This window comes from Rhodanobacter sp. A1T4, assembly GCF_014207185.1.
Classification (GTDB): domain Bacteria; phylum Pseudomonadota; class Gammaproteobacteria; order Xanthomonadales; family Rhodanobacteraceae; genus Rhodanobacter.
This window is the reverse complement of the sequence record NZ_JACHCP010000003.1, coordinates 448,797-465,242: the sequence shown is the minus strand read 5'-3', so window position 1 is coordinate 465,242 and position 16,446 is coordinate 448,797. Positions and strand designations below refer to the sequence as shown.

Here is a 16,446-nt window from a genome sequence, read left to right as displayed (position 1 = left end):
CACGCCTCATACGTAGATGTACATCACTGGAATCGAAATGCTCATGCCGACGATTTCCATGGAAAGACGTGCACCAGCGATCGTTACGGCCATGCCTGAGCCGGTGATGTCCACGGTAGTGGAACTCCCATGCACGCCTACGCGTGTCTCATCGCCCGTCACGCTGACGTCGGTCGTCGTGCCGGTCACGCTGATACCCGTACTGCTACCGGTGACGCTCATTCGTGTCGCGTCACCGACGATGCTGGTATCTACACTGCTGCCGGTAAGATTCGTCTGCACAGCGCTACCGGTCAGTGATGTGCTGACGCTGGACCCGGTCAGGTTGGTCTGTGTACTGCTACCGGTTGCGGACGTCGAATCGCTCGTTCCAGTAGCGGATATCGCATGCGCCAACCCTGTCACTGAGGTGTTGCTGGATGCGCCCGTGACGGAAGCATCCAGGCGCGTACCGGTCATCGCTACTTGCGTGGCCATGCCCACAGTCGATTGGCCCAGGCTCACGCCCGTTGTCGACATCGAGGTACTCGTTCCTATTGCGTCAATGCTGGTATTGGTGCCAATCGCGTTGACGTTGCTTTGCTGATTCGTCGTCGACTGGCTCTTCACGATGTTTTGGGTGGAAAAACGTGTGCTGGTGCCAGAGACCGTGTCTTCGCTGTAGGTATCGCCATTGACGGTGTTGTAACTGCTGCTGCCGCCTATCGTGCTCTTGCTCCATACCTCTTTGCCTTCATGCGTGCTGTAGGTGCAACCGAAGGAATCGGAGCGGCTGAGCAGGCCATCCGCGGCATTCTCGGACGTGGCATAACTGTAGCTGCCACCTTGCGAATAGCTGGTGTCGCGATACTCGCCGGACTCGTAGGTGGATGACACGATGCCGATGGCGCGATCGAGGTCATAAGCCGATGTACGCCCGAAGCGGATGCTTTGCCCGTCGCCGTAACTTGTCGAATAGCTGCTGCCGACATGTGTGTTGGCTGTCCATCCCGATGGCGTGACCACCAGGGTGCCATTGGCTTGCACAATGCTTTGCACCTCAGGCAATTCGGACTCGTCGTTCGCACGTGTCACCAGCACCATGACACCGATTTCAGGTACGGTGAGCATGTGCGAGGCAAGTTTCACCCACACCGGTCCGCTGGCGGCGCCAGGGCTGGAAAACTCGACGTAGACACCTTTGGCAAGCAGGTTGGGCGGCGCCGCCTCGGTATCGCGCAGACGACTCAGTTCCGGATCGAAGTTGCTCGGTTCGTAGTAGCGCCAGTCGGTCGGACCATGGCCGGCCACGTCGATGACCTTCGCGAGGATGGCCCCTTGTTGCGTGTCCTGCACCGAAAACATCGTAAGTATGCGGCCGGCATCGGTTGCCTCGAAGTTGTTGGTATAGCCGCCCTCTGCGCTGGCTTTGTGTTGCACCTTGCTCAGCACGAATTGCTTGCCTTCCAGCGAAGGACGAACCGGTGACGGATGCACGCCGGACGCGACTTCGCCACTCAGGCTGAATTGATAGCCGACCCGGAAACCTGTGCAGGTACTGGCGCCCGATAGCTGCTGCGCGGATGCAGCCATGCACGATGCCGTGCTTTTGATGTACTGGCGCACTTCCGCACTACTCATGCCATACTGGTAAGTGCGGTACTGGTTGAAAGGAAGCTCGCCCGCATCGGCAGGCGTGTGCGACGCAAAGGTTTGATAGGTGGCAACCGGATCCTGTTCCGACGCACTTTCCTGATGCGCAAACACACCGTTGACACCGGTACTCGTCAGCGATTGTTGGTAGCTGTACTGAAACACGACATCGTTTTGCTGCAAGCCGGACTCATCCATCGACGTATGTGTATAGCGCAACGGTCGATCGCCGAATGCCTTGGGATACGCCGCGCGATTGGCGAATACAATCGTGTGCGTATTGCCGGTGTGCTTGAAGTAATAGTAGATATGCGCCTTGGTCATCATGCGGCGCAGAAATTCGTAGTCGCTCTCACCCGCCTGCAACCAGTCCTGCACGCGGGCAATCGCTATATTGTCGTTGCCCGAAACGGCATCCAGCGAAAAATCGATGTAATGCAGACGCATCAGCTTGGTGATCACGTCATGCACGTTCATTTGCGCATGCACGCAGTAACGGTTGGTCAGTGTCAGTTTCCACAATGCCGGCTTCATGCCGAGCCGATACACGCCCGGTTCGTCCATCGCGAATGACGTCACCAGACCGTTGTATAGAGTGATATCCGGTGCAGAGCCAGTCTGCAAGGCCTGGAAGAAGCGCGCTGCCGCGTCAGGTTGGCTGCCTGGAGTCGGATAGTTGATACCCACAGTGACCGGGCGTCCGATCACGGCGTCGAAGTTGATCGCACGACCGTGCCGTGGCGATGTATTGCCGCGCAACTGCAATTGGTAATCGAATGGTTCGGAAGCAGTCTCCTGCCCTTCAAAGGAAAGCAGTCGGAATGTTTCGTCGCCCAACCACTGATTACCCGCCAAGGCGATACCGCAATGCAGATACAACAAAGGCGAATCGGCGCTGCCGATCTTGCCGATCGGCTTGATCGCTGTGCGCCCGGCAGTATCGGCAGCCAGGGCGTTCATGCGGCCTCCACCACGGCATCCATGGGGATGGTGAAGCGCACCTGGCGCGGCGACGCAGGCTGCCCGCGCAACCATGCCGTCTGACCGAGGCGCAACCCTTGACTGCTACCAAAGCCGGCTATGCGCCGCGGCCGCCATAACATGGCTGGTGGGATTCCCTGCTCATCGACGGTTACCGTCACCACGACATCGACATGGCGATCGAAAAGATAATGCACCATCGCCGCGAAGCCGACATAACCGTTACCGAATCGGTTGTCATGCGCACCGGTTTCGAGCTTTGCGTAATCGGCAACCAGCATGCACAAACGTGCATACGGAACGGGCCCGACCGCGAGGCCTACCGCGGCATGATTGACCCACAACCGCCGTCCAAGCGGCGCGGTATCCACCAGCTTGCGTTTACCCAACAGCGTGTAATCGCGCGGCTCTATATCGCGCCATGCACCAAGCAACTCTTCAACCCGTACTGGCGAGCGCAGATAAATACCGAGCACGATCACTGCCTGCGCTGCACTCTTGCGTCCATCGCCGATCAGACCGCATAGCGCGAGCAGCGCGCGTTTGGGGATGGGTACGCGTCGAGCGAGTATGCGCGCACCCTCGCCTTCAAATGCCACCAGACCCATCAACGCACCGACGGCTTCGGCGTAACGAGTGTATTCCGGACGCAGCGCATCGAATGCGGGGACACTTGCCGCTTTCAGCTCATAACGCAGCGTACTGATGCGGTGATTGAAAATATCCAGAAACTCCGCCATCGCCGGGTCGCGCTCGGACATCCGCTGTCGCACCCATTCCGCGAAGCTATCGGGCAATGGCCCAAGCACGCCGGACAATACGAAGTTGGAGACGAACAATTCGACCCGGCGCGACTTTGCTTTCCCGCGCACGACCGTACGCAGACGACCCGCTGAAATTTCGCAGCCGGGAAACGCCGACGACATTTCCCCACGAAAACGCAGTTGTCCCCCGACCTGACGTGCACCCCGCTCCGCCACATCGGGTGTTGAGGTATCGCGATTCGGCCACGATGCCATGCGCACCCATTGGAAGAAATCGAAACTCGCCGGCCGTTTCTGCAAACGACTGGCTAGAGGTTCACCTGTGCGCCAGTCAGCGGTTCCCATGATTTCAGTTCTCCTCTGCGATCGGACGATTCGAGAATCAGTTCAACGACGGTGTTGACTTCCGCATACAAAGCCAGGAAACGATGCAGCACGCTGCCGAACAGCACCGCGCTACCGCTCTCGAAATGCCCCTGGTCTACCTGCAAGCGCACTTGCAGACACTCGACAAAACCACGCCACGCTTCTCGACGCGGCATGCGTTTCTGAATCCTCCGACTCTGCAAACTGCGCAGACCGTCGATCTGTCGGTAACCGGTCAGGCTTGCCGGCCCCACATGCAATCGCAGCATGTTCTTCAACACCGGCGGGCCCTGCTCACCATCCACGAGTGAGAGATGATTGAGACAAAGCTGCGACACCAACGCCCACGGTCGGTCGCCAACCATTTGCGGTGGTTGGTTCGGTGTCGGCTTGCTCGCTACCTTGAGCGTAGCGACTGGGCCAGCACCTTCCAGATAGAGCAGACCACCAATCAATAGCTGCGACGGCAGGCGTCGGTTCGTGCATAGCGCAGTACCAGCGATCATTTCCTCGGCAGGCTGGATGACATCGAATTCCGGATCGAGAAATGACACATACATTTCGGTGCCATGCACTGCACCGGTCTGGTTGACCTCGCGACGCGGCGCGTAGAAATAATCGAGCTTGTCCATCTGCTGGAAATCGTCCAGCGAAAAATAGGGTGCGATCGGACGTGGACTTCGATCCGGACGAATCGAGACGAGCTCTTCGAGGCTGTAGATTTCGCAGAAACGATGATTCTGTTGATCGCCGATAATTCGATACTCGTAATGTTGCTGGTCGAGTACGAACGGCTCGATGCGCTGCGGATAGAGATTGATCAGCGGAAGGCAATTGAGTCGAAGCAGTTCGCTATCCAGCGTGTTATGCCTGGATGGCGGTATATCCAGCAGAAACAGCAGCTCGAATTTCTTGTCGATGCTGGTCAGATCCATACCAGCCACTTCAAAGAACATGAATTTCTGCGGAAAGGCAAAATACTCCTGCAACAGGCGATAGCCGGGATGCGTGAGCGGATTGATACCCAGCATCGCCTCATCCTGCCGAAAACCGCACCATGTCAATTGTGCGGCGTCGAGATAGCGCAGTTCGCCGCTTCCGGGAATGCGCACGGCCATCCGCACCAGATTCGTGGACAGCGCGTCATAGAGCGAATAAGCCTGCTTGTGTTCGGCATTGATGCAAAAGCGCAGGAACGGCATTTTCAACGCGTGGATCGGGTCTTTGCCCATGCCCGTGATCGTTACGCGCACGATCGAGAGCGTGCGCGTGTCGGCCGTATCCAACGCATATGCATTCGCGGCTACCGCGCTCAGATCCGTCACTTTCAATGGCCACAACGGCGTGTCGTAGCATGTGCGAAAGCGGCAACGTACTTGCTGACCGATATCATTGGTAGCAATCGCGTAGACGTAACGGCCGCGTTCGAGCGTTGCACCATGGACAAAATTGGCGCCGTCCGGGCGCACCTCGATCTCGCCGACCAGCATGGAAGGCAACGGCGCTTCCAAATGCGGATACAGCAAACCCAGCAATGCATTGGGCAAGACCGCCTGGTCGATTTCCAGCTGGTAGCGCAATCGAGCGGTCAGCCAGGCAAACGACTGCATCAGCATTTCGACATGCGGATCATTGCTACGACCGGCACTCAGCTCCAACGTTTTCGCGATAGCTGGAAACGAGGTACCAAAATCCACGGCCTCGTTGCGTAACGAGGCCAGTTCCTGCTCGAACCACATTTTCAGACGTGGTGCATCGGTATTCATGTCACGTCGTCCGGACATGGCAGCTCGAAGCGAAACACGCTTGCTCCGCTGTTCTGTAGCAAGTGCCCGTGCACGATGAGATAACGTGGACGCAAAGGCTTTCCGGTCGATACCCATTCCAAACGCGTGTCTTGCAAGCGCGGTTCGTAATGTGCAATCGCTTCTGCCAGTCGCGCGCCATAGCGCTCGTGATCGTTCATGCCAATGCTGGACTCGACGATATTCGGCATCCCGAAATCGCAAACGCGCATACCGCGCCCACCCGCAAACGGACGACATTCCACGATGCGCTGGATTTGCTCAGCGACAGCCGCCGCAAGATCGAACGGTGGCTCCAGCCCCATCGCAGGGTCGGTGCGGTTGACCAATCGCTCCATCAGGAATTGCACACACACCTCCCCATCGGCGCTGATTGACCGTTACGTAGTGAACTGACCGATCGGACGGTTGCGCGCGATACTCCAGCCGGAGTGCATATTGCCGGCAGGATCCATATCCGCCTGTTGCACGGTGTAGGTCCAGAGTATTTCGGTAAAGTTGAGCTTGAACTGCTCGGTCGGCATATCGTCGGGATTGGACTGGAACTGAATCTCGCTGATAATCGCGTCGCGCAGTTCGATCGTGAGAATGTTGGCGGTGTCTTCGCCCGAGTTGCGCGCGATGTAGATCTTCGATGGACTCTTGTCGCCCTTCCCGAGCGGCTTCGCGCTCAGGCAATATTCGTAGAGTTTCACCGATGTCTTGTCGACGTATTTCACACAGGTGAATTCAGTGATGATCGGACGTCCGGAGGTTCGTGCCGAGTTGCTTACGTCGGTGGTGATCTGCTGCTTCATGCCTTGATGCACGGATACCAGTTCAAAGCACTGACCGAGATTGAGCACTTTGTCGCGCCAGGTGTTGTCGATCAGACTGCCACCGCCTTTCCAGCCGTTCGCGCCACCAAAGATGGATGCGTCGCCGGGTTGCAAGAGAATGAGATCCATATTCGCTCCAGGTGTGATATCCGAGGCCTGCGTGTGTACCGAGCACGCTTAGCCAGCGGGCAAATCCGCCACGAGGCGAATCGAGGTGGTCAGCTCCTCGAGCTGAAAATGCGGCTTGATGAATACCGTCGCCTTGTATGAACCTGGAGAGCCGGGCACGTCGGTGACGGTGATCTGCGCAGCGCGCAACGGATAACTCGCTTTCACTTCCTGCGCGGCGTTGTCGTCCAGCAGCACGTATTGGGCGATCCAGGTGTTGAGGTATCCCTCGATATTTCCGCGGGTAAGAAATGCGCCAATCTTCTTGCGCATAATCACCTTGATGTAATGCGCAAAGCGCGATGCGGCCAGGATGTAGGGCAGCATGCCTGATAGCTTTGCATTCGCGTTGGCTTCGTCGCTGATGTACTGACGTGGCAAGTTGGTGGTCTGACCACCGAAGAACGCCGCCTGCCCCGTCCCCTTGCAATTGCATAAGGCGATGAAACCCAGGTCGTTGAGTTCTTTCTCACGACGATCGGTGATCGACACCTCTGTCGGGCAGATCATGTTCACCAGATTGGCATCGTCGCGATAGGTATAAATCGGCAAGCCATCGACCAGACCGCCACCTTCCACACCGCGAATCGCGGCGGTCCAGTGATAGAGCGCGAAGGCATACGTAATGCGTTCGGCCATCACGTAGGCCGCATTGCCCCAGAGGAAGGCATTGTGGTCCGGACCGTTGTCGCCGGTTACCGTTTCTTCGTATTTCACCCCTTCTGCTGGACGGGAATCCTTGCCATAGGGCAATCGCAGCAAGACATGCGGCAGCGCGAGCGCGACGTAGCGCGAATCTTCACTATTACGGAAGTCGGCCCACTCGGCCATCTCAGGCGATTCAAACAACTGGCTGAGATCACGTGGCTTGGCCAGCTTGTCGAAACCGTCCAGACCGAACAGACCCGGTGCCGCTGCGGCGATGAACGGAGCGTGCGCAGACGCTGCGACCTGGGTCATTTTGCTCAGCAGTGACATGTCGTTCGGTGAATTGTCGAATTCGTAGCCACCCAGCAGCAAGCTGTACGGCGAACCACCGTAGGTGCCAAACTCGGCCTCGTAGATCATCTTGAAGATGCAGCTCTGATCGAAATCAGCGGCCTTCTCCAGTTCCTTGCGCAAGTCATCCTTGTTCGCGTTGAGCACACGAAGCTTGAGCAAGTTACCGGTCTCACTGCGCGATACGACATAAGAGAGGCCGCGCCAGGTCGCTTCCAATGCCTGAAAATTCTGCGCATGCATAATTACGTCGAGCTGTTGACCGATTTGTGTATCAATACCGCCAGTACGTTCATCGATCAGGCCATTGGCACCGAGTGCCACGTTGGTCAGCTGCTGGCTGTCCATAGGCAGGACGATTTCGTTCGTATAGCGTCCGACCAGCCGACGCGCCTTCGACAAGGGGTCGATCGCCAGAAATACCGCTTGTGCATCGAGAGCGGCCTGTGCTGTCGTCGTAACCAGTGTCGCTGCCGCACCGGACTGCGCTTGCGCGACGAGTAACGCTTTATTGGCATCGTCCAGCGCCGCCTGCGCGGTTATTACGCCCTGATTTGCGGTCGCAATCGCCTGATCTCCGCTTGCTTTTGTTTTGGCGGTATTGGCGGTGGCCAGTGCAGCCGTCGCGGCGGGCACAGCCTTTTGTGCCGCAGTCAAGTTTGTGGTGGCCGCGGCGGCCGACGCTTTGGCATTGTCTGCGGCGGTTTGCGCGGCGGTGGCTGCCAGTTGGGCGGAAGCCGCTGCATCGGCATTACCGGCCATTTGCGCCATCAGTAGCGTCACCAGCGTCGTGGGCGTTTGCGCACCGGTCAGTACCGTTGGCGGTGTCGTAGGCGGCGTGATGGGTGCAGCAACCCAGTTGGCAACCACGTTGGTGGCAAATGCTGCCTTCAATGCAGTCGTCGCATCGCCATCGACAATCGTGTCGTCCAGTGCAGCGGCAAGCGAATCGTTGCATTCGGCCATGGACTGCAATGCACGGAGATCAGCTCTCGCGTCAAAGCGCTGTTTGAGACTCGGCACGTTGTTAACGACGGCAAGCGGCTCGAAATCCGCGAGGCACTGGAACGTCATCGTGCCAACCAGATTCTTGCCACCGACGATCAAGTCGGGGATAGCGCCAAGATTGATCGTCGGCGTGCTGTCGGCAAGGATCAGATCGAACGACTCGCTATCAATATCACGCATACGTCGATCTTTAAGCGCCGGTAGTGCGCTCGAAGCAAGGTCACCCGACAAGTTGGCAAACATGCCGACGATAAAGGCCAGTTCCACCTGCTCGGGGGAATTGCCGGTTTCAACGTCATAAGTAATGCGCACGCGTGGTGGCCGCACACGCAGGAGCTTTTGTTGAATGCTTTCGACTGTCATGTATGGGCCTCATTGATGTTGCGGCTGCAGGATCCGATCGAACGCTGCCGCGCGCGTTGCAACGAGGCTTATTCAAAAGGCGTGCCAATCGCACAATCGCTTGTAGTAGCCGCTTTGCAGGGCATACACATGCATGCATGCCAGACCACATGGGTGATTTTTTACTCATCCAGTTAAGCGCGAAAAAGTGATGGCCTGCATGGAGAGGTTGTTGCAAACGATTGATCCGTATTGGCTCTCATCCAGGCGGATGTGGACGAATACGAAACCCCACATGACCGTGATGAATTTCTCACGGTGTGTGAATAACTACTCAGCGCGTGGCAATGCACAACGAATCCGCCCACGTGAAAGGAGAAGCCACAAAACCGCCTCTTATGCGCATGCCTCGGATGGTTTCAATCGCAGCGAGCCGTGTTCAATCAACTGATGTGCGCAAACGCCAGATGACGCGTGGCCCGATATGGAAGGATTCGATGGTCTGCTCTATCTCGAGCAAATCAAGCGCGCGCGAGATGACATCGATGGGCGGCGTGATGCCTAGTGGCCGCAGCCACCACTGCTGTATACCTTCAATGCTATCGGCACACGCGGGATGCGCGCCAAGAAAGCTCGCGATAGCGTCGGCAACGGCACGCACGGAGTAACCGGTCACAACAGCGCCTCGCTGGAATGCTTCAACGATCGGCCGAATCTTGCTCCTGTTCGGCCTCAGGGGCGACCCTGTACTTGTGCACCAGCTTACTGAAGGCGCTACGGTCTTGTCCGGCGATACGCGCCGCCCGCGAAATGTTGCCTCTGGCGCGCGACATGGCCGATATGACGTAGCTGCGCTCGAAATCCGCAATAACCATCGCCTTGGCCTTCTTGAAAACGGCGTTATGGCGATCCGGCTCGGTCGGCGCTGTGCCTGTGTCCGACTGAAGGTTGGCATGCATCACTTCACCATCGCACATCAGATATTCGCGCTGGATGAAATGCTCCAGCTCGCGGATATTGCCCGGCCAGCTGTAATGCATGAGCGCGTCCGTCAAATCCTGATGGAAACGCTTGACTGGTGTCTGGCCGAGATAGTCGCGATTCAAGCGATCGAGAAATGCCTGCGCCAGTTCAACCACGTCTTTACCGCGCTCGCGCAAGGGCGGCATGACCAGCGGCATCACCTTGAGGCGATAGAGCAGATCCCGGCGAAAGTGCCGTGACTTGACCAGATCTTCGAGAGTCGCATTGCTGGCCGCGATCAGGCGTATATCCGTTTGTCGTGTCGCCGTACCACCGACACGACGATAGCTACGATCCTGCAGAAAGCGCAACAGCGACGCCTGGGCCTTCAGCGACAGCGTATCGACCTCGTCAAGAAACAGGGTGCCCCCTTCGGCTTGGCTGATCAGGCCCGGCGCAGCTTGCTTGGCGTCGGTGAATGCACCGCGCTCGTGGCCAAACAATTCGCTTTCGACGAGCGACTCGGCCAGCGCGCCGCAGTTCACCGGAATGAACGGCTGCGTTGCACGCGTGCTGAGGTAGTGCACAGCACGCGCAGCCAGTTCCTTGCCGGTTCCGGTCTCGCCACCAATGAGTACCGTGACATCGAACTTCGCAATTCTGCGGATCTGCGCAATGACATGCGCAAACTGTGCAGAAGAACCAAGCAGGTTGAGCTCCAGAATATCGCCCATGAAGAACCCCCCGTAGAGTGCAGGGAGACGTCAGCAACACACGCGTGGCGGATGGCGACTCGCGATCCTGGCGGATCAACTGAAGCATCCTGCTATACCTGTATTAACTTCCCCCGGACTGTGAATGTAGACCTCATTGCGCTTCCATCGCAATATGCCTATACCCAATATGCCTATACCTTGTTATACGATGTGTAACATCATGCGAAGTGCGCCATAAGTTACGCATGGCCGTCGAGGCGACTAGACCGCCCTACGATTCGGTCACTGGCGTAACTAAAAGTGCTGGTGGAGAGCCTCGAAGCATGTTTGCCAAGTTTGGATTTCTGCTGCTTATCCTGCTTTTTGGCGTATTCGCATTTATTGGCGGCGCCTTGGCACCGGATGCCTGGCAGCAATCTATTGCGCACATCGGCAATCATCTGATCGATCTAATGCATACAACGTCTTCGATATCCGTCATATCGACAGACGTCGCATGCGTAACAAAGCCAGCCAGCGCAGCGTCGGCATCCAACCAATCGCACGATACCAAGTGTGCAACGAAAGCATCTGATGCGACAGGCTCAGCCGTGCCAGACAGCACACCAACAACGCCTGCAATCGCTGCAACCGCTCCCGTGCAACTGGACGCATTACTGGTCAAGACCACGGTGGCTACTCCCGTGCCCGCCAAGGGGCAGCCGGTTTTTGCTCTGCAACTTGGGCAGTTCGTAACGGATGACGAAGCGTCGATCGCCGAAGATCATTTCAAGGCACAAGGGCTCGACCTGCCGCTGACCAAAGTGGCCGTGATAGACAGCCAGAATGCGTCATGGACTGTACTGGCGATTGGAGAATTCGCGAGTCCTGCAGCGGCTCTCCAGGCAGCTCCGCGCCTTCAAGAGGCGCTTGACTTGCGAAGCACGCCGCTCATCCAGTTGCCGCCGTCACCCAAACCCGCGTCGTGAAAAAAGACCTTTGCGTGCTCGCGCCGGATCACGCCAGCCGGCCTCACCGTAGCTGTCAACGAAACACACGAGGACTTGCGCCATGCCGATACTGCAGAAATACACCCATGCGGTCGCATCGAAACGTGCCGGCGTCATAAACCAGCGTGCGTCGCCGCGCGCCAGCCCCCAGCTATCGACCCGGTGAACCCACAAATCAGCCTGCCCACGTGCGGTGACCAAGGCGACGCGCACATCTGCCTCGCCCATGGTCTGTGTTTGATAAATTCGTGCCATGCAGATCACCAACCGTATATTCGTATCGCGTTTCCGTTTGTCTCAGGCTGAACCGTTCAATCCAGCCGTGCGACGCATGATTCGCGGTTGATCCAGACCAGATAGATTTCACCGACGACAAACAGACCGATCACGAACACGGCGCCGGCGATGCCAGCCACATCGTCAGCGAAGCGTGCGCATACGTACAGCAATACCAACAGGCTCTGTACCACCCCGACCAGGCCAGGAGTACGAAACAGCGGCCCCTGGTGATAGCCGATCCAGAACACGAAGCGCGCAAGGATCCAGACGACGGTGGTCGCTGCCACGGCGCGCATGGATGCACCGTCGTCGCAATAATGCGCCAGCCCCAGCAGCCCTGGAATGAACAGCAACAGTTGTTCCACTGTATTTTGTAGATAGCGCAGGTTGACCTTCATGCGCGCCGATTCGGCACCCGCCAGCGGATTGAGGGCGGCAGTAACGAGACGCTCGTGGGAGACTGCTTCGATACCAAGCAGCAGACAAAGCAGCACAGCCACGCAACAGCAACCTATAGCGAACCACAGCCGATCCGGCCATGCCTGCATATCTGGCAGCGGGGACAGACCGTAACGCAGTGCCAGCCAAACGAAGAGGGCAATGGGTGCGGCGATCGGCAGGCCGCGCATCAGCGTTTTCCGTTGAGCGCGCAGATTCTGCAGGTCGTTGCGGTTGCCTACCTCGTTCATACCGTCACCTCTGGCGGAAGCTCGGACCAGCATGTGTGGTCCGGGCTTCCGGCACAAGTTGGCTCGTTCAATAATCGAGGAATGCCTGTGCAAAACCGTCCGTCTGGTGGCATGACGTTACAAAGCACGCGGGAATCTCTCCTGCTTCAATAACAAGTTTCTAGCGGATCGACGCTTCGCTGGCTACGCTAGGGTCATGACTGTCCGTCACCAATCCGAAGGGATACGCTCGGAGTCACCAGGGGCGCCGTTTTTCAACGTCCTGTTCATGGGTAATCTAACGCCCTGAGCGTGAAAAATAGGACCGACTTGGGTGACTCTGAAGGCTGGGACATTACACGCTGCTGAGAGTGCTCAGCGCAAGATCGATGGCTTCATCGTTCATGACGGCGTGTATCCGCCGTCGCTAACCATCAAACGCCACGATCATGAACTCGCCAGTGTCTGTGTAGTGATGGCAGGTGGCTACCACGAATCCTTCGGCCGGAAGGAACGCTACGTCATACCTGGAACAGTCATTGTTCATCCAGCCGGCGAGCATCACGCAGACCGTCATGAAGCGGTTCAGACGCGCATCCTGACGATTGAGATAGAGGCTGCGCGTCTCGCCGCATTAAGACCGGAGACGCGGGTTTTCGACGATTCGTGGCACCGGAAGGACGACGTTCTTGCGATCTTCGGCGCCCGCGTTGGCCGCGAAATGAGGCGCCGGGATACGGTGTCTGCGCTGGCGATCGAGAGCCTCGTTCTTGAACTCGTTGCGACCGCAGATCACGCCCACCTTGCAGAGGTTCGTGGCGCCCGCTGGCTGCTGCGGGTTCGCGATTATCTGGAGGCGAATACGGACGGTGTGCCTTCCATGGATCAGCTCGCGGCCGTCGCCGATGTCCATCCTGTGCATGTCGCGCGCGCCTTCAGGCGGACGTTTGGATGTAGCGTCGGAACCTATGCGCGTCGTTTGCAAGTCGCGCGGGCCGTGACATTGTTGCAAGACGGGCGTGAAAGTCTTTCGACGATTGCCCATCAAATCGGCTTCGCGGATCAAAGTCACATGAGCCGAATGGTGCGCGCACACACGGGCCTGACACCAGGCACCTGGCGCCGTCATGACGAGGCCTAGCCCACCCGATGTTTCGCACGTTCAAGACGACGGCAGCGCCGAGCGAATATTTTGTCGGCCATGAAGCTCAATTCATCCATGTTCCTTCCGCTCCTTATGGCGGCGATGCTCTTTCTCTCCTCTCCTCCTGCCACCGCGCAAAACGAGGATAAGGCCACGGCGATTCTGACGGCCATGCGACAAGCCTCCGGCGGTGACCATTGGGAGGGGATTCGGACTCTTCATACGGTCATGAACATGAGCTCAGGTGGGCAGACTGTCCGCGCCGAAAGCTGGGAAGATGTGGCGACGGGGCGTTACATGGATCGCTACGTTCGATCCAATTTTACGACGCAGCATGGGTTTGACGGCGTGACCCCATGGCGGCAGGCCCGTAGCGGCATCGCCTACTCCCTGGGTGATGTCGACGCCGCGCTTGTCGCCGCCGATGAGGCCTTCCGTGTGGCGCGTGGATGGTGGTTTCCCGAACGTCACTCCGCGACCACCATCTTTGTCGGCATCCGCAACGAAAATGGGCGGAGTTTCGATGTGTTGGACATAACGCCGGAAGGCGGGCGAATGTTTGAAGCCTGGATTGATCAGGCGACGCATCTGCTCGCCCGCACCGACGAGCAACAAGCTGAAGATCGCGTCGTCACGACCTATTCGGACTATCGTCCCGTACATGGTGTCATGCTGCCTTTCGCGATCAGATCGGGCGACGACGGCGATCCCGCGTTCGACGACGTGTCGACCGTCCAGTCCGTCGACGTGAATCCCGACATCACAGACGGCCTGTATTCGGTTCCCCCTCTTCCTCCCTCCGACATCGTGTTGCCGCCGCACCGGGATAGTGTCGAAGTACCGTTTCGCCTGACGGCGGACAACCGTATTTTCGTGCCTCTGACAGTCGATGGGCATAAGACCTTCAGCGCCGAGTTCGACAGCGGGGGCAGCCTGATCCTGCAACCCACTGCAGTGGCCGCGTTGAACATCGGCGTCGTCGGCCATATGCAAGGCAGAGGTGGTGGTGAGGGCGCAGGCCCCATCTCAACCAGCGGACGTCTGGGACAAATAGCGCTCGGCGATGCAGTAATTAACGACGTAGCTTTCCACAGCATGGCCTTCGACGCTGGAGCTCCCGACAAGGCGCTTGTGGGCTTGGAGATATTGCAGCGCTTCGTCGTCCGGTTCGATTTCGACCGACAGATCATGACCCTGACCCGGCCCGATGCCTTCACCTACAGCGGTGTCGGCGCGGTGATTCCATTTCATTTTCAGGATAACCAGCCCGAGGTCACGGGAGCCATCGACGGGATCGCAGGGCTTTTCACCATCGATACCGGCGATAACGGCTCTCTATTGCTGATCGCACCCTTCGCCCGGCGTTACGGCTTGGTGGAGCGCTATCACGCCGATCTGCCTTATGCAGGGCAGGCCCTTGGCGCCACCCACGGCGTGTGGGCTCGTAAGCGGGTCGGAACGGTTTCCTTCGATGGTCCGGATGGTCGATCGCTGGCCGTCGTCCACGCCCCGGTCACGCGCATCTCGCTTCAGCACTCGGGCTTTGATGCCAACCGCAACGTCTCGGCCAATATAGGGCTTGGCATTCTCAAGCAGTTCAATCTGACCTTCGATTACGCTCGCCAACGGATCATCCTGGAAGCCAACCACCTCTATGGTCAGAAGGACGTATTCAACCGGGCCGGTCTCCGCTTGCTGCAGAAAGGGAATATCTGGTCCGTGAGCGCTGTCTATTCCGACAGCCCTGCCGCCGATGCGGGCATCAAGGTTGGTGAAGTAGTATCCCGGATCGATGGCCAAGGTCCAGATGCGCTCAGCCAAGAGCAACTCTGGAGCAAGCTGGAGGGTGCTGTCGGAGCCCGGCTGGAGTTACAGATGGCAACACCGGGCAATGTGCGCTTCGTAACAGTGATCCTGCGGGATATTCTTTAATACCAAGAGGGCGGCATAGACAATATTCGCGTCACCGCGTGCTGATTGCGTTCGAAAAATATCTCTGAACGCTTTTGTTGGATCGTGAGTCAACAGGAGATAGAAGATTCAATGCGATCACTGATCATCAGCAGTGCACTGACCTGCGCCTACGGGAATAAGTGTTCAAATGAATCGGAATCCGCAACTAAGGCCGGATGTGCCTTTGACAAGCTCGGCTTGTGCTCGAGATTTATTACCGAAGGCCTGTCCTACCCACTCTGATGGCAATCAGACCCAGAACCACTTGATGGCTAGCGTGATGGGATATTTCAGGTTGGTGGCGTAGCCGAAATTCACTGGAGTGACCTCACGCTTCGTAACTAAAGATTGGCAATCGACTCAGCCGTTAGGGCACCAACGAGCCATTTGGTGCGCCTGATTTGGACACACCAAAGGCCACATGCTGGGTCAATCAATGACCGTTGTGCTTGTGCGCGTGCTTCTTTGCAGCGTGTTCGGCGTGCTCAATGGCGTGAAGTTTGTGGCCGTGAGCCAAATGGGCGTGTTGGCTCGCTTGCTCGTGATGGCCAGCTTCTGAATGCTTGGCTGCTTCGCGATGATGCTTGGCTGCTTCGTCAAGGTGCTTGGCTGCTTCGTGGTGATGATGATGAATTTCGTGCTGGTCGCTCATGGATAGTTCCTTCATCAGTGGTATTCCCGATCCACAGGAGGATCGGGAATACCGAAGGTAGATACATACGGTGATATTGGTGTGACCTCGCACTCAATGAGTGCTACCAAGCTTGTGCACAAAAGGCATGCATCAAACTCATGATGCATGGGTAGTCCCGCTGACCTAGGTTTCTATCCGTCAATGTTGTATTGCGTTT

The 16,446-nt window shown here is 57.6% G+C and carries 14 protein-coding genes; 3 read left to right on the top strand and 11 right to left on the bottom strand.

Features of this window, described 5'->3' with window-relative positions:
* Positions 1-6 precede the first annotated feature (6 nt).
* The 8 genes from HDE80_RS08360 to HDE80_RS08325 form a co-directional block, all read right to left on the bottom strand.
* Positions 7-2,592: a contractile injection system protein, VgrG/Pvc8 family gene (locus HDE80_RS08360; RefSeq protein ID WP_184669786.1), complete on the bottom strand. Its 2,586-nt coding sequence runs from the start codon at positions 2,590-2,592 to the stop codon at positions 7-9.
* Positions 2,589-3,722: a type VI secretion system baseplate subunit TssG gene (gene tssG / locus HDE80_RS08355; RefSeq protein WP_184669777.1), complete on the bottom strand. Its 1,134-nt coding sequence runs from the start codon at positions 3,720-3,722 to the stop codon at positions 2,589-2,591. Before tssG ends, HDE80_RS08360 begins: the two co-directional genes overlap by 4 nt.
* Positions 3,686-5,527 (bottom strand): type VI secretion system baseplate subunit TssF, encoded by a 1,842-nt coding sequence (gene tssF, locus HDE80_RS08350; protein WP_184669767.1) that lies wholly within the window; start codon positions 5,525-5,527, stop codon positions 3,686-3,688. Before tssF ends, tssG begins: the two co-directional genes overlap by 37 nt.
* Positions 5,506-5,898 (bottom strand): GPW/gp25 family protein, encoded by a 393-nt coding sequence (locus HDE80_RS08345; protein ID WP_184669759.1) that lies wholly within the window; start codon positions 5,896-5,898, stop codon positions 5,506-5,508. Before HDE80_RS08345 ends, tssF begins: the two co-directional genes overlap by 22 nt.
* A gap of 30 nt (positions 5,899-5,928) precedes the next feature.
* A complete protein-coding gene (locus tag HDE80_RS08340) occupies positions 5,929-6,495 on the bottom strand; it encodes a type VI secretion system tube protein Hcp (protein WP_184669757.1) in 567 nt (188 codons plus the stop codon).
* Positions 6,496-6,543: 48 nt separating this feature from the next.
* The gene (tssC, locus tag HDE80_RS08335; protein WP_184669755.1) at positions 6,544-8,904 is read right to left on the bottom strand and encodes a type VI secretion system contractile sheath large subunit; all 2,361 of its coding nucleotides are present in this window, start codon (positions 8,902-8,904) and stop codon (positions 6,544-6,546) included.
* Between the two features lie 418 nt (positions 8,905-9,322).
* The gene (locus HDE80_RS08330) at positions 9,323-9,559 is read right to left on the bottom strand and encodes a hypothetical protein (protein ID WP_184669746.1); all 237 of its coding nucleotides are present in this window, start codon (positions 9,557-9,559) and stop codon (positions 9,323-9,325) included.
* Between the two features lie 22 nt (positions 9,560-9,581).
* A complete protein-coding gene (locus HDE80_RS08325) occupies positions 9,582-10,580 on the bottom strand; it encodes a sigma-54 dependent transcriptional regulator (protein ID WP_184669744.1) in 999 nt (332 codons plus the stop codon).
* Between the two features lie 227 nt (positions 10,581-10,807).
* Here HDE80_RS08325 and HDE80_RS08320 point away from each other — a divergent pair, with 227 nt between their 5' ends.
* Entirely contained in the window at positions 10,808-11,530 is a 723-nt protein-coding gene (locus HDE80_RS08320) for an SPOR domain-containing protein (protein ID WP_184669742.1), read from the top strand.
* Here HDE80_RS08320 and HDE80_RS08315 read toward each other — a convergent pair.
* Positions 11,510-11,806, bottom strand: coding sequence for a DUF6150 family protein (locus HDE80_RS08315; RefSeq protein ID WP_184669741.1), 297 nt, complete (start codon positions 11,804-11,806; stop codon positions 11,510-11,512). The genes HDE80_RS08320 and HDE80_RS08315 overlap by 21 nt on opposite strands.
* Positions 11,807-11,862: 56 nt before the next feature.
* On the bottom strand, positions 11,863-12,519 hold the full coding sequence (locus HDE80_RS08310; protein ID WP_184669739.1) for an MAPEG family protein: 657 nt from the start codon (positions 12,517-12,519) through the stop codon (positions 11,863-11,865).
* A 313-nt stretch (positions 12,520-12,832) separates the two neighbouring features.
* Between HDE80_RS08310 and HDE80_RS08305 the strand changes: the two genes are divergently transcribed.
* Together HDE80_RS08305 and HDE80_RS08300 are read left to right on the top strand one after the other, a co-directional pair.
* Positions 12,833-13,639 carry an AraC family transcriptional regulator gene (locus tag HDE80_RS08305; protein ID WP_184669737.1) on the top strand — a complete coding sequence of 269 codons (807 nt, stop codon included), beginning with the start codon at positions 12,833-12,835 and terminating at the stop codon, positions 13,637-13,639.
* A 60-nt stretch (positions 13,640-13,699) separates the two neighbouring features.
* Positions 13,700-15,574 carry a hypothetical protein gene (locus tag HDE80_RS08300; RefSeq protein WP_184669735.1) on the top strand — a complete coding sequence of 625 codons (1,875 nt, stop codon included), beginning with the start codon at positions 13,700-13,702 and terminating at the stop codon, positions 15,572-15,574.
* 454 nt (positions 15,575-16,028) lie between these two features.
* Here the strand turns inward: HDE80_RS08300 and HDE80_RS08295 are convergent, their stop codons facing one another.
* Complete coding sequence (locus HDE80_RS08295; RefSeq protein WP_184602140.1) at positions 16,029-16,247, bottom strand: hypothetical protein; 219 nt, start codon at positions 16,245-16,247, stop codon at positions 16,029-16,031.
* Positions 16,248-16,446 lie beyond the last annotated feature (199 nt).